Origin of the sequence: Exiguobacterium sp. s145 (assembly GCF_018618835.1) — a bacterium.
GTDB lineage: Bacteria > Bacillota > Bacilli > Exiguobacteriales > Exiguobacteriaceae > Exiguobacterium_A > Exiguobacterium_A artemiae.
Genome location: NZ_JACSMV010000006.1, coordinates 56,796 through 76,981, shown reverse-complemented (window position 1 = coordinate 76,981; position 20,186 = coordinate 56,796). Strand labels below are relative to the sequence as shown.

General features: G+C 50.0%; 22 protein-coding genes and 1 other annotated feature (1 of these 23 only partly in view). Of the genes, 17 read left to right on the top strand and 5 right to left on the bottom strand.

Annotated features, from left to right (window positions below; genetic code table 11):
* Window positions 1–80: 80 nt before the first annotated feature.
* The 12 genes from KNQ07_RS07490 to KNQ07_RS07435 all read left to right on the top strand — a co-directional run bounded on the left by KNQ07_RS07490 (window position 81) and on the right by KNQ07_RS07435 (window position 8,878).
* Complete coding sequence (locus KNQ07_RS07490; protein WP_214765863.1) at window positions 81–926, top strand: DegV family protein; 846 nt, start codon at window positions 81–83, stop codon at window positions 924–926.
* A 164-nt stretch (window positions 927–1,090) separates the two neighbouring features.
* Window positions 1,091–2,239: a helicase-related protein gene (locus KNQ07_RS07485; RefSeq protein ID WP_214765861.1), complete on the top strand. Its 1,149-nt coding sequence runs from the start codon at window positions 1,091–1,093 to the stop codon at window positions 2,237–2,239.
* A gap of 63 nt (window positions 2,240–2,302) precedes the next feature.
* The gene (locus KNQ07_RS07480) at window positions 2,303–2,941 is read left to right on the top strand and encodes a ComF family protein (protein WP_214765860.1); all 639 of its coding nucleotides are present in this window, start codon (window positions 2,303–2,305) and stop codon (window positions 2,939–2,941) included.
* A gap of 42 nt (window positions 2,942–2,983) precedes the next feature.
* Window positions 2,984–3,364 (top strand): hypothetical protein, encoded by a 381-nt coding sequence (locus KNQ07_RS07475; protein WP_114595068.1) that lies wholly within the window; start codon window positions 2,984–2,986, stop codon window positions 3,362–3,364.
* Window positions 3,365–3,400: 36 nt separating this feature from the next.
* On the top strand, window positions 3,401–3,649 hold the full coding sequence (gene flgM / locus KNQ07_RS07470; RefSeq protein ID WP_114595069.1) for a flagellar biosynthesis anti-sigma factor FlgM: 249 nt from the start codon (window positions 3,401–3,403) through the stop codon (window positions 3,647–3,649).
* A 92-nt stretch (window positions 3,650–3,741) separates the two neighbouring features.
* Complete coding sequence (locus tag KNQ07_RS07465; protein WP_114595070.1) at window positions 3,742–4,149, top strand: flagellar protein FlgN; 408 nt, start codon at window positions 3,742–3,744, stop codon at window positions 4,147–4,149.
* Between the two features lie 12 nt (window positions 4,150–4,161).
* The gene (flgK, locus tag KNQ07_RS07460) at window positions 4,162–5,691 is read left to right on the top strand and encodes a flagellar hook-associated protein FlgK (protein WP_214765858.1); all 1,530 of its coding nucleotides are present in this window, start codon (window positions 4,162–4,164) and stop codon (window positions 5,689–5,691) included.
* 7 nt (window positions 5,692–5,698) lie between these two features.
* Complete coding sequence (flgL, locus tag KNQ07_RS07455; RefSeq protein WP_214765856.1) at window positions 5,699–6,658, top strand: flagellar hook-associated protein FlgL; 960 nt, start codon at window positions 5,699–5,701, stop codon at window positions 6,656–6,658.
* 17 nt (window positions 6,659–6,675) lie between these two features.
* A complete protein-coding gene (locus KNQ07_RS07450) occupies window positions 6,676–7,254 on the top strand; it encodes a DUF6470 family protein (protein WP_214765854.1) in 579 nt (192 codons plus the stop codon).
* A 4-nt stretch (window positions 7,255–7,258) separates the two neighbouring features.
* The gene (gene fliW / locus KNQ07_RS07445; protein WP_233494500.1) at window positions 7,259–7,699 is read left to right on the top strand and encodes a flagellar assembly protein FliW; all 441 of its coding nucleotides are present in this window, start codon (window positions 7,259–7,261) and stop codon (window positions 7,697–7,699) included.
* On the top strand, window positions 7,699–7,926 hold the full coding sequence (gene csrA / locus KNQ07_RS07440) for a carbon storage regulator CsrA (protein WP_026827533.1): 228 nt from the start codon (window positions 7,699–7,701) through the stop codon (window positions 7,924–7,926). Before fliW ends, csrA begins: the two co-directional genes overlap by 1 nt.
* 127 nt (window positions 7,927–8,053) lie before the next feature.
* The gene (locus KNQ07_RS07435; protein ID WP_214765852.1) at window positions 8,054–8,878 is read left to right on the top strand and encodes a squalene/phytoene synthase family protein; all 825 of its coding nucleotides are present in this window, start codon (window positions 8,054–8,056) and stop codon (window positions 8,876–8,878) included.
* Window positions 8,879–8,926: 48 nt separating this feature from the next.
* Here KNQ07_RS07435 and KNQ07_RS07430 read toward each other — a convergent pair whose 3' ends face one another.
* From KNQ07_RS07430 to KNQ07_RS07415, 4 genes are all read right to left on the bottom strand, one after another.
* Window positions 8,927–9,829, bottom strand: a complete 903-nt coding sequence (locus KNQ07_RS07430) for an alpha/beta hydrolase (protein ID WP_214765850.1) — start codon at window positions 9,827–9,829, stop codon at window positions 8,927–8,929.
* A gap of 30 nt (window positions 9,830–9,859) precedes the next feature.
* Window positions 9,860–10,741, bottom strand: a complete 882-nt coding sequence (locus tag KNQ07_RS07425) for a YitT family protein (protein WP_114595077.1) — start codon at window positions 10,739–10,741, stop codon at window positions 9,860–9,862.
* Window positions 10,742–10,824: 83 nt separating this feature from the next.
* A complete protein-coding gene (locus KNQ07_RS07420) occupies window positions 10,825–13,650 on the bottom strand; it encodes a sensor domain-containing protein (protein ID WP_214765848.1) in 2,826 nt (941 codons plus the stop codon).
* A gap of 453 nt (window positions 13,651–14,103) precedes the next feature.
* Window positions 14,104–15,246 (bottom strand): hypothetical protein, encoded by a 1,143-nt coding sequence (locus tag KNQ07_RS07415; protein ID WP_214765846.1) that lies wholly within the window; start codon window positions 15,244–15,246, stop codon window positions 14,104–14,106.
* 129 nt (window positions 15,247–15,375) lie between these two features.
* Between KNQ07_RS07415 and KNQ07_RS07410 the strand changes: the two genes are divergently transcribed.
* Complete coding sequence (locus tag KNQ07_RS07410; protein WP_214765844.1) at window positions 15,376–16,035, top strand: response regulator transcription factor; 660 nt, start codon at window positions 15,376–15,378, stop codon at window positions 16,033–16,035.
* A complete protein-coding gene (locus KNQ07_RS07405) occupies window positions 16,032–17,297 on the top strand; it encodes a HAMP domain-containing sensor histidine kinase (RefSeq protein WP_214765842.1) in 1,266 nt (421 codons plus the stop codon). The genes KNQ07_RS07410 and KNQ07_RS07405 overlap by 4 nt, the downstream gene beginning before the upstream one ends.
* A 53-nt stretch (window positions 17,298–17,350) precedes the next feature.
* Here the strand turns inward: KNQ07_RS07405 and KNQ07_RS07400 are convergent, their stop codons facing one another.
* Window positions 17,351–17,854 carry a hypothetical protein gene (locus tag KNQ07_RS07400; protein ID WP_012371315.1) on the bottom strand — a complete coding sequence of 168 codons (504 nt, stop codon included), beginning with the start codon at window positions 17,852–17,854 and terminating at the stop codon, window positions 17,351–17,353.
* A 137-nt stretch (window positions 17,855–17,991) separates the two neighbouring features.
* Between KNQ07_RS07400 and KNQ07_RS07395 the strand changes: the two genes are divergently transcribed.
* From KNQ07_RS07395 to KNQ07_RS07385, 3 genes are all read left to right on the top strand, one after another.
* A complete protein-coding gene (locus KNQ07_RS07395; RefSeq protein WP_214765840.1) occupies window positions 17,992–18,474 on the top strand; it encodes a hypothetical protein in 483 nt (160 codons plus the stop codon).
* A 77-nt stretch (window positions 18,475–18,551) separates the two neighbouring features.
* Window positions 18,552–19,382, top strand: coding sequence for a GNAT family N-acetyltransferase (locus KNQ07_RS07390; RefSeq protein WP_214765838.1), 831 nt, complete (start codon window positions 18,552–18,554; stop codon window positions 19,380–19,382).
* Between the two features lie 348 nt (window positions 19,383–19,730).
* Entirely contained in the window at window positions 19,731–20,123 is a 393-nt protein-coding gene (locus KNQ07_RS07385; RefSeq protein WP_214765837.1) for a hypothetical protein, read from the top strand.
* Window positions 20,124–20,185: 62 nt separating this feature from the next.
* Window position 20,186 (top strand) — a binding site (T-box leader) (it continues 235 nt past the right edge of the window).

Sequence of the window (20,186 nt, the reverse complement as noted above, 5' to 3'; positions counted from 1 at the left end):
TGATATGATAAATAAGCGATTGTGACCTGTCAGAATACCTTATGTCACGACGGAACTCTTAAAAGCGAGGAAATTCACGAATGAGCCAAATTGTGATTTTAACGGATAGCACTGCCTATCTGCCAACTACCTATTGTGAAGAAAACAATGTCCACGTTGCACCGCTTAGTGTCATCTTCGACGGAGATGCGTATCGTGAAGGACTCGATATTTCCGTACCTGATTTTTATCAACGCATTCAGACAGGAAGTTTACCGACGACATCACAGCCGAACATCGGTGACCTTGTTGAATCGTTTGAACAGTTGCCGCAGGGGACGGATATCATCGGCATCACGCTATCGAGCGGAATCAGCGGGACGTACCAGGCACTACATACGATCAACATGATGGTCGAACACGTCGAGGTGCATCCGATTGATTCGCGGATCTCCTGTATGCCGCAGGCTTTCCTGGTCAAGGAAGCAGTTCGGATGCGTGACGCCGGCGCGACGGCACTTGAGATCGTCGCTCGTCTTGAAGCATTAAAGAATGTCATCCGTGCCTATTTCGTGGTCGATGACCTCGAACACCTGCACCGCGGCGGACGACTCAGCATGACGCAGGCCGTCGTCGGTTCTTTCCTTAAAATCAAACCGGTTCTTCATTTCGTCGACGGGAAAATCGTTCCGTTCGAAAAAATTCGGACGTTCAAACGGGCTGTCAAACGGATTGAAGAAATGATGGACGAGACGATTCAAGGAACCGGTGCCGGATATGTCATCGGAGTCATCCATGCGGAAGATTCATCGAAAGCGGAAGCAGAAATTGCCGTCCTGCAAGAACGGTTCCCGGACGCCCGGATGGAGATGAGTGTGTTCGGTCCGGTCATCGGAACCCATCTGGGACCCGGTGCGATCGGCATCACCTGGTATCAAGAAGCGTAATCCTGTGTTAGCCGCAGGGCTTATATGACACAACGGCGTATCTGTGAAAACAGATACGTCTTTTTTGTGTGGTTATTTGACAGCAGTGCAAGCAGCACGGGCAGGAAGTCCGTTCGTCTTGCCGAAAGTGAGGGGGAAGTCAGTCAAATGAAAGGAAGTGGCGTATGGATTTACGTGGACGATTGATTCCCGACTACCGGCTAGACAAACCGGTGGACCATCCCTTGGAATACCGTCCGGCTGTGACGTGGCGTTGCGAACGGTGCGGAAAGTTACCGACCCGGGGACCGTGTACATGCGGCAAACGCTGTTATTATTGCCGGCATTGTCTGATTTTCGGCAAATTGCGGACGTGCGACCGTCTCGTCACGGATCCGCGTCCGCTTGATCCCGTCCGTTCTGACTGTCATACAGAACTGAACTTGACAATCGATCAGCAGCGGATTGCCGAGGCCATCGTCCGGACGATCGATCAACGGAAACGGTTGCTCGTCCATGCCGTTTGCGGTGCCGGTAAAACACCGATGCTGTTTCCGGGAATCGAACGGGCACTCTCGACGAATCGTCGTGTTCTGATCACGGCACCGCGGGCAGATGTCGTCCGGGAATTGACGGGCCATTTGCGACGTGCGTTTCAACAGGCGACGATCGTCTCCTTGTTCGGAGGATCTGAAGACCGGCTTGGGCTCGGCGATATCACAATCAGCACGACCCACCAATTGATTCATTACCGGACCTGTTTTGACGTCGTCTTCATTGATGAGGTTGATGCCTTTCCGTACCGGTCCGACCGGACGTTACACCGGTATGTCCGGCAGGCGACGGCTCCGGGTGCTTCCCTGATTTTACTCAGCGCGACCCCGTCACTCCGCGATCGGCGGTTGCCGACGGTCCGCCTGATGCGGCGGTATCACGGTTTTCCGTTGCCGACACCCCGCATGCAGGTTCCTTACGGGAAACATGACGTCGTGAACTGGGTCCTGACGCATGCGGGTAAACCACGCCTGTTGTTCGTACCGCAAGTCGAGGCGCTTGAGACGTGGCAGACCTGTTTACAGCAGCAGGGCATCGCGTGTGAAACCGTCCACGCGGCCGATCCGGACCGGATTACGAAAGTCGCCCGGTTTCGCCAAACGACGGATGTGCTGTTGACGACGACGATTCTCGAGCGCGGGGTGACGTTGGTTGACGTTCAGGTCGCGGTTCTTGATGCCGATCAATCTTTCAGCAGTGCCGCCTTGATTCAAATCAGTGGACGCGTCGGCCGAAGCGCCGATTTTCCGGAAAGGGGATATCGTATTGTTTGCGAATGACCGGTCTGACACGATGTATCAAGCAATCGATCAGATTAAACGAGCGAACCGGGAGGGATTTCGATGAACTGTCAGCTGTGCGGCCAGGACTTTTTACCCAGTTGGATGTTATCCAATGTCTGGACTAGGCAAACCCTGTGTCCGACCTGTAAAATAGAATTTGTAAAAAGAGGGGAATGCGAGGATTGCGGGAAGCCGGGACAAGCGCTCTGTGCAGATTGTCAGGACTGGCGCGACCAGGGACGGCGATTGGTCACGCACCCGCTATTTCTTTATCAGACACAAGCAAAGGCGTTCATGAAACGGTATAAGTTTCTCGGGGACACGGCTTTGCTCGATGTGTTTAAAACAGAGCTCAAGAAGGTAAAAGTCAAACAGGACTGGATTGTCCCGATTCCGCTCAGTCCGGAGCGGTTGGGCGAACGCCGCTTCAATCAGGCGGAACTGATCGCCCGGACGATGCGGGGACGGGTCCGGCTTGTGCTGGAAAGGACGGACGGAGTCGCATTCAGTCATCAGACGAGGCACGAACGACTGGAACGGGACAATCCGTATCACGTCATTCAGCCGGTGACCGGAAAAACGATTTTGCTGGTCGATGACGTCTATACGACCGGAATCACCTTGCACCAAGCGGCTTCACGGCTTTATGAAGCCGGCGCCAAAGAAATTTCTGCGGTAACTTTATTTCGAAGTGTTTAAAAAATCTTCATTCCTGCCGATATTCAATATGAGGTGAAGGAAATGGATGTATTAAACTGCAAAACTTGCGGGAAGTTATTTGTTCGTCAATCTTCTGATCTGTGTGTCGATTGTATCAGAAAAGATCATACTGATTTTGAGAAGGTGCGTGAGTTCCTGCGAGAACGGCGAAAAGTCCGAACCTCACCTAAAGATGTTGAGATGGCTATCGGAGTAAAGAGAGAAACGGTCTTCCGTTACATTAAAGAAGGGCGATTGTTGATCTCTGAAATTTCTCAGATGGAGATCATGTGTGAGAGTTGCGGGAAGCCCTCCCGTGATGGCACGATTTGTGCCGAATGTCGCGAAAAATTGCGACGTGAACTCGCTCAAGCGATGCTTGATTCTTCTGCCCCTTCGAAACCGCGAACGTATCGAACTTGAATTAAGAATCTTGTAGTCTAGAAAGCAGGTGTTCACATGCGAATTGATTCTACGAAGTGGGTTAACATGCCTAAGACGTACGAAAAAAATCAAAAAGTAGAAGGAACAGAACCAACACGCACGAATCGGCCGGATGAAGTGACGATTTCAAGCGAAGCGCGGTTGCGCTTTAACGAAACGACGCCTTCACGGACCGAAAAAATCGAATCCCTTCGACAAGCCATTCAGGATGGAACCTATAAACCGGATGCGAAGAAAATCGCGGAACGTTTCTTGAACTTGTAAGAAGACTAACTTAAACAATAGAGGCGACTCGGGGCACGGATGCGCGGGTCGCTTTTTATATGAACGAACATAGACGGAGGAGGACAGGACGGATGGAACTCATCGATCAGCTGACGGCGGAACATGCCGCACTACTGGAACTAGCGGAAGAAAAAAAACAGGTCTTGATTCAAAATGATATGCCGCGTCTTTCGCAGCTCGTCAAGGAAGAACCGATTCATTTAAAACGAATCGAACAGTTGGAGCAGCAGCGTCTCGCTCAGATGGGGACGATGACGATGACGGAGTGGCTGCAAGCGCACCCGGAGGATGTCGATTCCATGCGTCGGTTGCTTCAAACGATTGGTCAGTTGAAGGTACTGAACGAGTTGAACGCTGACTTACTCACTCAATCGTTACACTATTTAAATTGGCATCTGGAATTGCTGATACCAGAAGCAGATGATTTTACATATGGTCAGTCCGCGCTTGATCGCGCACATTTCAATCGAAATGCTTAAGGAGGCAAATACATGGGTTCAACATTCATGGGGCTTGAAACCGGTCGTCGTGCACTGACGACGAATCAGTGGGCGCTCCAGTCGACCGGAAACAATATCGCCAATGCAGGAACGGCCGGCTTTTCACGGCAACGTCTTGTCATGGCGACGACAGAGCAATTGTCGATGGCAATCGGTACAGGTAAAATGGGACAAATCGGTACGGGTGTAAAAGGTGAACTCCTCGAACGTGTCCGCGATGTCATGCTCGATAAACAATATCGAGACGAGGCGACGAAGACATCTTACTATGGTACAAAAGAAGCCGCATTCGGTCGTATGGAAGATGTCATCAATGAACCATCCGATACAGGCTTGTCTAAAGCATTTGACGGGTTTTGGGAATCCCTTCAGACCTTATCAACGAATCCCCAGGATTCAGGTGCCCGGAGTGTCGTCCGTCAAAAAGCGGAGACATTGACACAAACGTTTAATTACATGGCGAAGGCACTTAATCAAGTACAAGGTGACCTGAAAAGTGAAATTGAGGTCTCGACTAAAAAAGTAAATGATCTGTCCAAAAAGATTCATAATATCAATGCTGAAATCCATACAGTCGAACCGCTTGGTGTGTTACCAAATGCACTTTATGATGAACGAGACCGTTATTTCGATGAACTCGCAGAGTACGTCGATTTTGAAAAAGTATCAGTCGACGGTGATGCGATTCAGCAAGGAACACTTGGGAATACGGTTAAAACGGCAGAAGGTCGGATTGATGTTCGAATCAAATTACCGAATGGTGACAAGTTGCTTGCAGTGGATTCAGATTTACCAAAAGCAGGAACGTTGACCTTTACAACAGATGACAATGGTCTCTATACAGGATTCAAAACAGATTCACAAACGATCTCATTTGACGCAGCCGGCGGTTTTTCATCAGGTCGATTAATTGGTCTGATTGAGATGTACGGACACGTTGAGGATGGTCAAGCAACGGGTGAGTATGTCAATATGCAGGGACACCTGGATGAGATGGCAGCAACGTTTGCGACAGCATTCAACGAAGCGCATGCGACGAATGTAAAAAAAGACAAAACAGCGGGTACAAGTGAATTTTTTGTTTCTTCCAACGGAGGAGTAATCACAGCAAAGTCGATTACGCTTGGAGCAGACATTAAAAAGAGCCTGGATAACATTGCTACCTCGACAGACGGAAACATCGGTGATAGTGCCGGTGCCTTGAAACTGGCCAATATGAAAACGGCAAACATTCGTTTTGAACGATCCGATACGACGACTACAATCGGTTCGTTTTATCAAAATGTCATTGGAGATATGGCAGTCGCGACGGATCAGGTCGCTCGGCTCGGTCAGAGTTCTGCCGTTTTGATGGAAAGTGCGGAACAGCGCCGTATGTCGGTTTCGGCTGTTTCAATCGATGAAGAGATGACGATGATGATTCAGTACCAACATGCATACAACGCGGCAGCGCGTAATATTACTACGGTTGATGAGATGCTTGATAAAATCATCAATGGTATGGGAATCGTAGGACGGTGATGACTAAATGCGCGTAACACAAACGATGCTGACGAAAACAAATATCGGACATCTCTCCGCCAGTTATCAAAAACTGAGTGCGATGCAGGAACAATTAATCAGTGGAAAAAAGATTCAGCGACCATCTGAAGATCCGGTCGTCGCCATGCAAGGGATTCGTTACCGGACAGAAGTGCGTGAAGTCGAACAGTTCAAAAAAAATGTCAATGAAGCGACAGGTTGGATGGACTTGACGGACTCGGCACTCAACGAAGTGACATCCGCCATGAGTCGGGTTCGCGAATTGACGACACAAGCTGCGACGGATACGTATGATGCTACGCAACGGAAAGTAATTCAGAGCGAAGTGGGTCAGTTGATTGAACATATCGGGACACTGGCGAACACGAAATATAATGAAAAAGCCATTTTTAATGGAACAAAGACGGATCAACCCTTCATTTCGATGGAAGGTCTGAAAGAATATTTAACGACACCGGGTAAGGCGGTTAATACCGTATTTACAGACGGTGATCCAACTCTAAAAGAAGAAGAAGTCATCCGTTATGAAATCTCTTCCGGAATTGAAGTACAAGTCAACGTTTCACCGACAAATGTATTTAGTCCGGAAACGTTCACGACGCTCAAAAAATTATACGATGCGCTTGGTGGGGTTTCAGACGCAGGTGCTGTTGATAGTTCAAATAATGGAGCCGAATTATCAGGGATGTTAAAAGATCTTGATAGTATGCTCAATCAGACGGTCGAAACGCGTGCTGACCTTGGGGCGCGGGTCAACCGACTTGAACTGAACGCATCTCGTCTAGAAGATCAAGAAATTATCGCAAAATCGGTCATGTCGGATAACGAAGACATCGAAGCCGAAAAAGTCATCATGGAACTGAAGTCGTATGAAACGTTACATCGTGCGGCACTCAGCGCGGGGGCGCGGATCATTCAGCCAACCTTGCTTGATTTCTTACGTTAAGAAGGAGATGACGGACGGTGAATCTGCCACATCTTGAGATGCGTCAAACGTCAGCGAAGATTGGAATCAACACCACCCGTGCGACACTTGAGCAACATCAGGCACCGGCGACATTATCGATTGAACAACCAAAAGGGAATCTGTCGATTGAAACCGTCGCAGCACGACTCGAAATTGATTCGACCCAAGCGATGATTGAAACGGGACGACTTCCAGCTTTTGAGTCAGTCCAGCGTTATGCAGAATATGGTCGTCAGATGGGGCAACAGGCAGTTGGCCGGGCAGCGTCTGAAGGCGATCAATTGATGCGAATCGAGCAAGGGGGAAATGCGGTATCCCGCGTCGCAAAATCGCGGGACACACCGCCTGCTGAAGTGACAACACTCGGCTTTTCGCCACGCAGTCTCGAACGCGTCAAAATCAATTATACACCGGCGGAAGTGCAACTCAATTACACAGCAGAACGACCGCGAATCGAGGTTCAGGTCAATCGACCGGAGTTGAATGTGACGGAAGGTACGGTCGACATTTATCTGCGGGAACAAAATCAACTGGATATGTGGCCGGTCGGCGGCATGTTCGATGGGGAAGGATAATCATATGCAAATCATGACTGATTTTTTTGGTCCGGTTCAAGTCGACGAAAGTGAAATCATCACGTTCGCTTCGGAAGTACCGGGTTTTCCGGAAGCACGACGCTTTATCCTCTTACCGTTCGGAGAAGGGATTCCTTTTTGGTCATTCCAATCGATTGACCAGCCGGAGTGTGCGTTTGTCGTGACGAATCCATTTTGGATTGATCCGGATTACGTGTTTGAATTACCGGAATCGGCGAAAGAGCAACTTGGGATTCAGGAAACGGCACAAGTCGCCGTCTATACGACAGTCACGTTACGTGAACCGTTCCAGGAATCGACGACGAACTTACGGGCACCATTCGTCATGGAGACGAAACGCCGTCAAGCGAAACAGATCATTCTCGATGAAACGTACGCGAATCGTCGGATGATCGGCAGTTTGACCGAAGTAGGTGGCCGCTGATGCTCGTCTTAAAACGAAAAACGGGAGAAGCGATTCAAATCGGGGATGATATTGAGTTGACGATTCTCGCAATCGAAGGGGATCAGGTCAAACTCGGTATCAACGCGCCCCGGCAAATCGATATCCACCGCAAAGAAATCTATCTCGCGATTCAGGATGAAAACGCGGAAGCTTCGCAAAGTACCGGTCTGATGAGCCAATTATTAAAACAACGGACAGATACATGACCAGGACGGGACGGACTTCAATGTCGGTCCTGTTTTTTCGTTCAACAAAAAAATGCTCATTTCTTTTGAATCGTGTATAGTAATGTAGAGAAAAGAAACCTTTTTGACTAAAGAGGGAGTGTAATGGATGAATGAGACGAAGCAGCTGAAGAAAGATGCGAATCGTGTATTAAAAGCGACGAGCCGGACCTTTTATATACCGATCAGCCGTCTGTCACAGAAACTACAGGAAGCCGTTGGTGCGGCTTACTTATGTATGCGGGCGATCGATGAAATCGAGGACCACGAAGAATTGCCGACCGGGGTCAAGACGACCTTACTCCGGGAAACGGCCTTAATGATGCGCGGGACGTTCGACGCGCACGCCTATCAGGTGATGATTGCAGATTATGCGGATCAGTTGCCGGAAGTCACGTTACGTCTTGCGGAATGGATTGCGTATTGTCCGGCCGGTATTCGGGCGAAAGTCCTCGACTCGACGGCCGAGATGGCGGAAGGGATGGCTACTTGGGCCGAACGGGACTGGACAGTCAAAACGGAAGCAGATCTTGACGAATACACGTATTACGTTGCGGGACTCGTCGGTGTCATGTTATCCGACATCTGGTACTGGAAAGCCGGTATCGTGACGGACAAGCAACAGGCAATCGGATTCGGACGGGGACTGCAGGCCGTCAACATCCTGCGCAATCAACAGGAGGACGCCGAACGCGGTGTCGGCTATTTCCCACCGGGGTGGACGACGGAGACGATGTTCGAGTATGCCCGGGAGAATCTGGCGGAAGCCGATGCATATCTCGCCTCAATTCCAAGAGAGACGACGATTTATGAGTTCTGCAAGATTCCGCTTGCACTCGCCCACGGAACACTGGATGCGCTCGCACGGGGAAAAGAAAAACTCAGCCGGCCGGAAGTCCTGAAAATTGTCGGGAGTGCTGTTCTAAAACGATAATGGATAGACAAAAGGAGACATTGTTCCTCGGAACAGTGCCTTCTTTTTTTAGCGGATATCTTCGAGATACGACAGGATTTTTTCTTCATAGGCTTTCCGGTCATGTTTGTACGACTGGACGTGCCCGCCGTTTTCCGTCACATACAATTCAGACCGCGGTGCCGCTTTTTGCAGCCGCATACTTTCCGTGACCGGAATCGCATCATCGTCCTTGCCGTGAATCATCAAGATCGGATAATCAATCCGGCGGATGGCTTCGAGCGGTTGGACGCGTTCCGGGTTCAGTCCCGTCAAAGGCGGTGTCACCTGGAGAATGATCGGCGTGAACGGGAAGTTCGGCAGACCGCTCCAGACCGGTAGATTCGTCGCAAGATAGTTCTTGAGATCACTGAACGGACTGTCAGCGATGACACCGGCGACTTCGGCTTTCGGTGCCGTGACGAGAGACGTTGCCGCGCCCATCGAGATGCCGTAGAGGACGACCGGTTCCGAGGCGCGTGATTTCGCGTAGCGGACGGCAGTCAATAAATCATCCTGCTCCTTTGCACCGACCGTAACACGTTTGCCTTCCGATTGACCGGAGCCGCGGAAATCAAACGTCAGGACGTTATAGCCGGCTTGATGGAACTTTTTGAACAACGGCAGGATCGGGACATCATTTTGCTCGCGGTTTTTTCCGTACCCATGGGCAAAAACGATTGTCAACTTGGCGTCTTCACTCGGAATCCACCAGCCGGATAAACGGGTCCGGTCTTTGTAAGAGCGGAACGAGACGTTTTCGTAAGCGAGACCTTCCGCCTTTTTCGGATTGGTCGCCAACGGTTCCCGGGGCGGCTCCGTCAAAGAAGAACCGACATAAGCAGAAATTCCGACAATGGCAATCAGGACTAAGACAATCAGTATAACCAGTCCGGCAATCAGTTTCTTGCGGTGTTTTTTCAACAGCGACACGGCGATTCTTCCTCTCTGCAGTAGGATACGTTAATGAATATCTTTTTTCTTGAAACGACCGCCATGGACATCATGGATGTTGCCGATCGCGATAAAGGCTTCCTCATCGAAGTCCCGGACGATTTCCTTCAGTTTCGTTTCTTCCAACCGGCTGATGACACAAAAGATGATTTTTTTGTCGTCGCCGGAAAAGGCACCTTCCCCGTTTAGGTACGTCATCGTCCGACCGAGCCGGTCCATGATGGCAAGACCAATCTCTTCATGATTTTCAGAAATAATCCAGACACTTTTCGACTGATCGAGTCCGTCGATAACGACATCAATCGTCTTGAAGGCGATGAAGTAGGTAATCAAGGAATACATGGCCCGGTCCCAGCCGAAGACGAAACCGGCAGCCCCTAAAATGAAGACGTTAAAAAACATGACGATTTCGCCGACGGAAAACGGGGTCGAACGGCTGAACGAGACAGCCAAAATTTCGGTCCCGTCGAGTGAGCCACTCGCCCGGATGACAATCCCGACACCGATTCCGAGAATCAACCCGCCGAAGACGGTTGCGAGGAGATCGACCCGTGTCATCGGACCGATGTCTTCCAGTAACTTCGTCGCAATTGCCATGACGGAAATGGCGTAAAGCGTCGACAAGGCAAATGTCTTCCCGATTTGTTTATAACCGAAAAAGATGAACGGGATGTTGAGAAAGAATAACCACAACGCGAGTGTTGAATCGGTCAGTTTCGATCCGATGATGGAAATACCGACAATTCCACCATCGATGATACTGTTCGGGACAAGGAATCCTTTGAGTCCGATGGCGAAAATCACGGCACCGATCGTCAGTAGCAGCAGGCGTCGCACCAGTTGCCATTTCGTCGAACGGCGGTGTCGTTTTGCCTGTTCAGCAGCGGGCATCGAACCCCTCCTTTTTTGTAGACACTTTTCATTACTATAACAAAAAAGCACTAAGGCACGCGAGAACGACCTTAGTGCTTATTTCACCCGTTGTAGCGTAAGGTTTGGAAAAATCGTAAGACGAGTTCCGCTTCCTGCGTCGTCGTATAGCGTCCGGCATATTGTCCGTTCTCAAAAGCAGTGACAGTCAGAGTACAGGAGACCAGCTGCAACCCTTCCGACAACCGGACTTCAAACGTCGCGGTTTGCAGCGGTAAGGGAGTATCAGTCGTAAAGTAGAGATGACGTGTACTCGTCCGGTGGGCTTGAATCTCGGAAAAACTAAAGTCGAATGTCTGATTTTGATGCTGCAGCATCTTGATCTTGCCTTTGACCGTAAAGCTCGGGACGTTATCCGACGCAAGCGAACAGGCTTCGATCGGATAGAGCACTTCCCGGATCAGAAAACTTTCCATGACGGCCGCGGACACCGGTCGGCTGAATAAATACCCTTGGATGTTCGGACATTCAAGAGCCCGGAACGTCTCGAGCTGTTGAATCGTCTCGATGCCTTCCGCAATGACGGCCAGATTAAACTCCTTCGCCATATAGAGAATACTTTTGACGATCGCTTGCGCTTTCGTGTCTTCCGCGATATGCGTTGCAAACTGGCGATCGATCTTGACGACATCAATCGGGTACCGTTGCAGGTAGACCATTGATGAATAGCCTTTTCCGAAATCATCGAGCGCAATCCGGACGCCGAGCCGGCTGACATGTTCCAGCGTCCGGCTGATGTTCGGATCATCCATGATCAATGCCGCTTCGGTGATTTCCAGTTCCAGCAGCCCGGCCGGCAAGTGATACGCAGCCAGTATCTGTTCAATCTGGTGTTCGAATCCGGGAATCAAAAACCGTTTCGGTGAGACGTTGACGGACACCGGAACGAGATCGGCACCGGCACTGGACCAGTCAAGCATTGCCTGGCATGCCGTCTCGACGACCCAGTCGCCGATTGCGATATGCAGAGCACTTTCCTCGGCAAGCGGGATGAAATCATTGGGCGGAATCCGTCCCCATTCCGGGTGTTGCCAGCGGATTAACGCTTCGAGACCAATGATTTTCCCGGTCCAGCTGTCGACTTTCGGTTGATACTCGAGAAACAGTTGCTTCCGTTCAATCGCGTAATGTAAATCCTGTTCGAGCCGGTAGCGGCGGTAATAATCGATATCCAAGTTTGAAGCGTAATGATGGACGGCACTTTGGTTTTCCCGCCGTGACCGTCGAAGCGCCGTATAAGAATGTTTCATCAATTCAATCGGATCGTCGCTGTCGTCCGGAAAACGACTGATGCCGATCGAAACACGGGTGAACAAGGCATAAGGATCAATCAAAATCGGTTCGACGGATAAAGACAACAACGTTTCCGCATAGGACGTGATATCGTCCTTGAGGCTCGACGGGACGAGCATCGCGTATTCGTCACCGCCAAGGTGTCCGAAAAAGACTTCGTCCGGTTTCGAACGATTGAGGAGGGCACTTGTCGCCTGAATCCACTGGTCACCGGAAGCATGACCAAACGCATTGTTAATATCCGAAATCCGGTTAAACGAAATCGATAAAATCGAAAATGCCGTGTTCGCCTGCATCCAGTCACGGATTGTCTCCGTCAACGACAGCCGGTTCGGCAGACCGGTGACCGAGTCATACATCGCCAGCTGTTGCAAGCGTTCCTCGTACTCTTTTTGAAGCGTAATGTCGTGCATGATGCTGTTCGTGTAGGCAATCGAACCGTCTAGCTGGAAGACCGGAATCTGCTGGTCCTCAATCCATTTCATACGCCTATCCGGGAACAACAGACGATACTGGATCGAACTTGCTTTACCAGACTGCAACTGTAAGATGAAGCGTTTCATTGCCGGTACGTCACGTGGATCGAGTCGCTCGAACAGCCAGTCCTGACTGAGGATCAGATCGTGCGGCAACTCTTCGAAAATCTGGAAAAATCCTTTGGAATGAAACAACAGACGTCCGGTTGATAAATCGATTTGCGAGATGGCGGCTTCGAGCGCTTCATAGATTTCACGCGTCTGTTCTCGTTCGAGTGCCAGTTCACGGCGCGCTTCGCTGACTTCTGACAAATCATAGAGAATCAGAGAAATCAATCCGGTCGGACCATCGCGTCGTAATGCCTTCAGGCGTAACAGTTGATATTCGTAGTCGGCATTCAGGACGGATACTTCCTGTTCGAACGTATCGATTTCTCCATCAAGCAGGCGGATCATCTGAAAACGGAGCGGATCAAAATCACGTGGATGGATACGTTGATGTAACTGTTCATTCGTAAAGGGTTGCACCGGATTGGACTCGATGCCTAAGTACTTGATTAACGAAGGTGAATACTCGATCGTCCGGCTCGCTGGATCGTAATGAAAGACGACCAGTTCCGGAATCTGTTCTGTCAGTTCCAGTTGTGACCGGATATGGACGACATCATCCTCCAACTGTTTTTCGCGTGTGATGTCGCGTGCAATCCCGTACACCCCAACGACATGCCCATCCTGTTCAATTGGCATGTTCGTGATTTTGAGCGTCAGCCGGTGTTGATCGGCATGCAGACCTTGTGCCGTATAGTGGACCGTCTCACCGGCCAGAGCCCGCTCGAAAAATGCCGTCACGGACGCATGTTGCTCCGGTGGATTGAAGACGGCGAAATGATTATATAAAGTTTCTTTCGAATAGCCGAGCATCCGTGGAAGCTGTTCGTTGAAATAGATGATTTCACCAAGGTGATTAAAGAAAAAGACAGCATCTGTACTTTGCTGAAAAAAAGGTTCCACACGTTCTGGGCGTGACAGCTCTAACCCGCCAATCAGCAGAGGGGATGTAGATGAACGACTCAGTCGTTGCATCGCGTCGAAAAAAGTCATAGACAAATCTCCTCACTCGAATTTTTTCTCTCACTCTTAGTATCGGAGTAAACGAAGATCAATTGCAATCAAAGTTCGAAGAATAGACTTTTTTTTCAAAAAAAGCGAATCATTTTTTGGAGAATGGGAGGAAGTGGAATGGAAAAGAAGGGGGTGGGACGGGAAGTCTGCTTTTTTCGCTCGCTTTTCTCGGGCGGAACGGAAGCCGCGGTCGTCGTGACCGTCGACCGGGTCTTCCTTGTTCCTGTCGGAAGCAGAGCTTCCTTTTCCCGTAGAAGTCGAGCTTCGAAAGCAGACTCAAATCATTCATTCAGAATGAGAACGTAAGAACGTAAAAGACAAAAAGACAAAAAGACAAAAAGACAAAAAGACAAAAAGACAAAAAGACAAAAAGACAAACCCCGCCGATGCCTGTTGAATGGCACATGTCGAAGTTTGTCCATGATTTACACATCAGATGGCAAGGTCAACCGAAGTGTCACTGGCATTTGGATCAGCTTGATCCGGACGGTCGGAACCGTTCATATCGGGACTGTGATGACGTCCCGGTCCGTGTCCGCCGCGCGGTCCTTGCTGTAAGTCATCGTAACTTGAGACCTCATCAGCCCGTTCCTGCATCCGTTCCTTGATGGTTGTTGCTTGTTTTTTCGTGATGTCACCACTTTTGACTTTCGCATCGATGGCTTTCGTTTGTTCGGCAAGGACAGCCTTTTCAAAATCAGCAAACGAAATCTTATTCGCTTCCGCGAATTCCGGTAATGGTTGGTTTGCCGCTTTGAATTTCGCCGCATCAAGATTCAATCGCTTCAGGATGGCAGATGTCGTATCACCGAAGACATCATGACCCGGTCCACCGTGTTCGCCTGGTCCGTGTTGACCGTGGTCCGGTAAGTCATCATAGCTGTTGGCATCGGAAAACTCTTCCGTCAGACGGGCTTTGATCTTGGTCGCTTGTTTTTTCGTCATCTTCCCGTCTTTGACGAATTGATCGAGTTGTGTCGTCTGCGCTGCAAGCAACGCTTTTTTGTAATCCGCGAATTTGATCGACTGGGCTTTCGCATAGGCGGCGAGCGATTGATTGGCCGCATCAAATTTATTTTGGCTGAGACCAAGTGCCTTTAAGACGTCGGCAATCAACGATTCGTTGAAGAATCCGCCTTTGTCACTGTGATGTCCTTTTGGCATCTGTTCTTTTAAATCGGCATAACTCGATACGCCACTAAAGCGTTCCGTATGATGTTTTAACATATCCGCTGCCTGCGACTTCGTTAAGTCACCTGATTTGACGAGGGAAGCGAGCTGTTCTTTTGCGGCGGCGAGTTCTGCCTTTTTATAGTCACTAAACGAAATTCCTTTTTGTTTGGCCAGGTCGGCGATCGATAAACCTTTTTCACGGTCGGCATCAACCTGTTTTTCCGTCAGATTTAATTTTTTTAGCAGTAACGTAAAGTCGAGTCGTTTCATCCCTTCAAAATGTGGACGTTCCGATTTCGTTTCTGTTGAGCTGTCGTCATTGGTTGCAGCGTAAGCAGAAGCTCCTCCTACTGTTAAGGCGCTGATTGTCAGTGCGGTGATCCATTGTTTTTTGAATTGCATGGGTGATCACTCCTTTCACCCTTTATGTTAGCGGGACATGCCTGGAAAGTTGTGAGGAAGTTGCAAGGAAATCGCAAAGAAACGTCAACCGCTTAAAAAAGACGGTACACTACAAGTGGAGGGATGAAGATGAACATTTTAGTGATTGAAGATGAACTGAAGCTGGCACAGGTGACGGAACGTTTCCTGCGTCATCACGGCTATACGGTCACGCTCGCGTCGTCACTTGCGGAGGCTAAAACCAAACTTGCGAACGCGTCGTTTGATGCTGCCCTCGTTGACGTCCGGCTACCGGATGGGGACGGTTGGTCGCTCGTCCCGGGAATCAAATCGACGGTTCCGGCTACGGTCGTCTTCATGCTGACATCACGCGGGGAAGCGGACGATCGGGTGTTTGGACTTGAACTCGGAGCGGATGACTATCTTGTCAAACCGATTGTCCTGAAGGAACTGATTATCCGGCTCGAGCGGGCGTTGAAGCAACGCTCGCCGGTCGGACTGAAGTTAGGTGACGTGACGATCGATGAGAAGGCGCGCCGTGTCCAAAATGGGCCGGACACTGTTAATCTCGCGAAAATGGAGTTCGAACTGTTGGTTTACTTCTTTGAGCATCTTGGGCAAGCGTTGACGCGGGATCAAATTCTCGATGAAGTCTGGGGCTATACGTTCGGCGGTGATACGCGGACGGTCGATACGCACGTCAAACAATTGCGCGATAAACTGCCGACGATTAAACAACAGCTGAAGACGGTTCACCGGGTCGGCTATCGGTTGGAGGCGATCGAATGAGCAAGCTGATGCGTAAGTTTTTGCTGGCCGTCCTGGCGCCGTTATTAATTATGGGTGTACTCAGCTTCAGTCTGACGGCGTTTCTTGTCAACCGCTTTGCGGAAGATGAACGGTACAGTCAACTGACGCGGGAAGCGAACATCATCAAGGAGGCACTGGCGGAAGGGCGTCCGGTTCCTCGGGAAATCCAAGGATTCATCACGCGTGACGGCGTGACGGAACAAATCGGAGGACGGGGCCGGCAAGTCGTTGAACTTCCGATTTTGAATGACCTGCAGCAACAAGACAGTATCGAAGTCCAGGGGAACCGGCTATTGACGTATCAGTTGAGGAGCGGAGATACGGTCATCACGACAATCCGTGAAGCCCCGCTCGCAAGCAGTGCGTTGGACGGCGTCTATCTGGCGATTGGTGTAGCGTTACTTGCCGCCTTACTGCTGGCAACCGGACTGGCTTATTACATGGGCCGGCAATTCATTCGGCCGATCATGGAGCTTCGGATGGTCGCCAAACAGATTGGCGACGGACGAAAAGACGTCCTCTTACCGGACCGACCGAACGATGAGGTCGGGGATCTGATTCATGCCGTTGATGAGATGCAGGAACAGCTTGTCCAAAAAGAAGTATTGCAGAAATCGTTTATTGCCGGAATCACCCACGATTTGCGGACGCCGCTCGCCATCATCCGTAATGAGACGGAAGCTTTGGCGGCCGGTGTCATTCCGGTCGACGAACTGCCGGACGTCACAACCAGCATCATCGAAGAAACGGATCGGCTCGGTCTGCTGATTGATGAGACGTTGGTCTATTCGAAACTAGCCGGCGGCATGATGCCGCTGCAACGGACGGAGGTGGCGGTGGATCAATTAGTCGAAGAAACGGTCGAACGCTTACGGTCGACCTTCCTCAAAGACGGTCTACGGTTGACGGTCGAGACAGAACCGGTTTCGTATTCGCTTGATCGGCGGATGTTCGAACGGGTACTCGTCAACTTCCTGATGAACGCCAATGTCGCTGCCCCGGTCGGAAGCGAGGTGTTAGTCCGGCTGACAGCAACCGAGTTGATGGTAGAGGATGCTGGAACCGGTGTCGCAGAAAACGACCGGTCAACGATCTGGGATTTGTATGTCAAACAGACCGGCGGCTCCGGTCATGGTCTCGGCCTTGCGATCAGCCGGTTGATTCTCGACAGTCACGGTTTAGCGTACGGTGTCCGGGATAGTTCACTTGGCGGTGCCTGTTTTTATATTCAATTCAAATAATCTGTGCAAAAAAAGTCCCGTCTTTCACCGGAGTGAAGAGCGGGACTTATCAGTTATTCGGAATCGTTAGCTTGAACGAGACTTGGCTTAACGAGCGTATAGAACTCATCGCTCATCCCGACGCGGCTGCCCATCTGGCAAGCGAGTTCGAGTGTCTCCTGGTAGAATTTCGCGACCAGATTGTGGTTTTTGATATGCATGTCTTTCATCGCTTTTTCGACACCCAGGACGACTTTAGCGATTTGATCATCAGCGTCATTGCGGACAGGAACGACGTTTTCCGGAAGATCCACTTCCTTGTCGTGTCCGTTAAAGCGGAACGATGCCCCGAAGCCGAGGTGCTCGAGGAAGAAGTGCGGTAACAATTTACCGGCGAAGAACTGGTGCCACTCGGATTCTTTCATCGTATCCATATCACGTTTGAACGATGTCGTTGCGAGTGCGTAGCGGTCATGTGTATCTTTCATGAACTTCTCGAGGATTGGTACCTGCATCGCAAACGAATTCTTCAGCAGATTATCGAGCTGTTCTTGCGTTAATAGTTCTTGTTCAGCCATCAGTTTAACCCCATTTCGTTTCGTTAGTTCTATCGTAAGAAATTTAGACAATTCCGTCAAATCTTTTTCAAGAATAGAGTTTACCTATTTCACAAAAGGGAATTCATTTACTATCGAAGAGTTAAGGGGGAGTTAGCATGAAACGAGTGGCAATGACAGGGGTATTAATCGGAGCATGTCTAATTCCAGTGACGGCTTTCGGTGCAAGTAACGTGACGTACAAAACAGGCACGATTCAAAACAAGGACTTCGGCTACTCCGTCAAGGCGACGACCGCCTTACAGACAGCGATCAAGCAGGACAAAGTCGATGTCGTCAAAAACAAAACGGTCAAGACGAAATACGGTACCGTGACACGCAGCGGAACGTTTTCGCTCTACTATAAAGTAAAGGGCAAAGATCAAATGCTCGTGAACTTGAACTTTGAACCGAAAAAATTAACGAAAAAACAATTTGAGAAACAAGTCGGATTCGGCACCTATCTCGGGACAAAAGGCAATAAAACATACTACTATGTCCAACCGACCGAAGCGGTCAAAGGGGCAGAAGGAAAACAAAAGATTGCCGATTTAATCACACGTGACGTTCCGGCGATGATGAAGACATTCAAATTAAAATGAGGAAACTGCAAGGAGCACCAGCTTTTGCTAGTGCTTCTTTTGATGGTCCGATATAGTAAAGGTTGAGGTGAAGTGAAATGGAATGGACAGTAACAGAAGTCAAACAAACAACAGAAGTATTGCAACTGGAGAAGTGTGTCAACGATCACGACGGGATTGAACTGAAAGTCGCGGCGGATTGGGTCGGACAAAACGATTTCGCGGTCTACGAAGACACGAAGTTGGTCGGATACCTGCAGGCCTTTGCCTATTTGCCGACCGAATGGGAAATCAATGTCTTCGTCGATCCGGATTACCGGAAACAGGGTGTCTTCACGCAACTCGTCGAAGCAGCGAAAGAGGCAGCCCGTCCGCAAGGTGTCGAAGCGTTTACGTTCGTCATCGATGATGCCAGTGAATCGGGTCAAGCGGTTCTTGGTCGGCTCGGTGCCGAGTACCGGATGACGGAATACAACATGGTCCTGAAAAAAGCGCAATTGTTCTTAAAGGCGGACCCGGATTTCGAACTGCGGGAAGCGACAGCGGACGATCGTCCGTTCGTCGTTGAGACACTTGGTTCATCATTCGGCAACACGGCGGATGAAGCAGAATCGATCTATCAGGCGATCGAGTCAGACGATCGTGTCACGTATATCGGTGTCGCAAACGGCAAACCGGTCGGTGTCATTCGCGCGTATCTCGCGTCTGACACGCAGGCGAGCATTCATGCCTTTGCCGTTCGTCCGGAAGCACAGGGCAACGGATTCGGCAAGAAAATGCTGAAGCTGATGGTCCAGGCGATGTTCCGGACCGGTCGGACACAACTCGAGCTCGACGTCGAGACAGACAACGCACGGGCGCTTGATCTCTACAAAGACGCCGGGTTCGTCGTCGGACGCGGTTATCAGTTCCACGTGCTCGGTTTATAATTGTTTTGCAGAAAGTCCACGCGAGTGGGCTTTTTTTGTGGAATCGTATTAAAAAATTAGACCTCAGTTCTTCTCATGCTAAAAGTTTCCGTTCGTCCGTTGGCTTGCTTTCCTCGGGCGGAACGCAAGCCGCGATTGTCCTCTTCGGCCTGTTCCTGACGGAAGCGATAAGCCCTTCCTTTTCCCGCAGGAGTCGCGCCCGGACGCCGGAAACTTTTACATGAAAAATTTGTTGAGATACGGTGAAACGATAACATAAAAAACAAGTTCACATTCTAAAAGAAATCTGAAACCTTCTCTCCATTTTGTCGTATACTACACATATGGAAAAAAAGAGGAGGCGACGTTATGGCATGTCAGAAAGAATCATTGCGGACGTTGAAGTGGGTATCGGGCGGTTTAGAGGCAGTGCTTGGAATTCCGATTTTAGGTGGATTGATTGTTTTTGGAACAGGTTACAATGCACTTTGGTTGATGCTCGCGTTTCATATCGTCGTCGTCGTTTTGACGGCGCGTGCCGGTCGGGTCTCAAAAGGGAACATCGTCGGAATCGTCGCATCGACGGTCGGCGTCATTCCGTTCGTCGGGATGCTGTTGCATATGGCAGCCGCAATCACGATTTTACTGGATGCGGCATTCGGAAGCCGGGTTCTCACGCGGACACATGTGGAACGCGTCGAACCGATCCGTCCGCGTCCGGTCCGAAAAGAACAGGAACGCAAAGAAGACCATCCGTTCTAAGTTTTTTTCGTTGACAGGACAAAACAAGCCGTGTAAAGTAAACAACAAGTTAAGCCATATCAA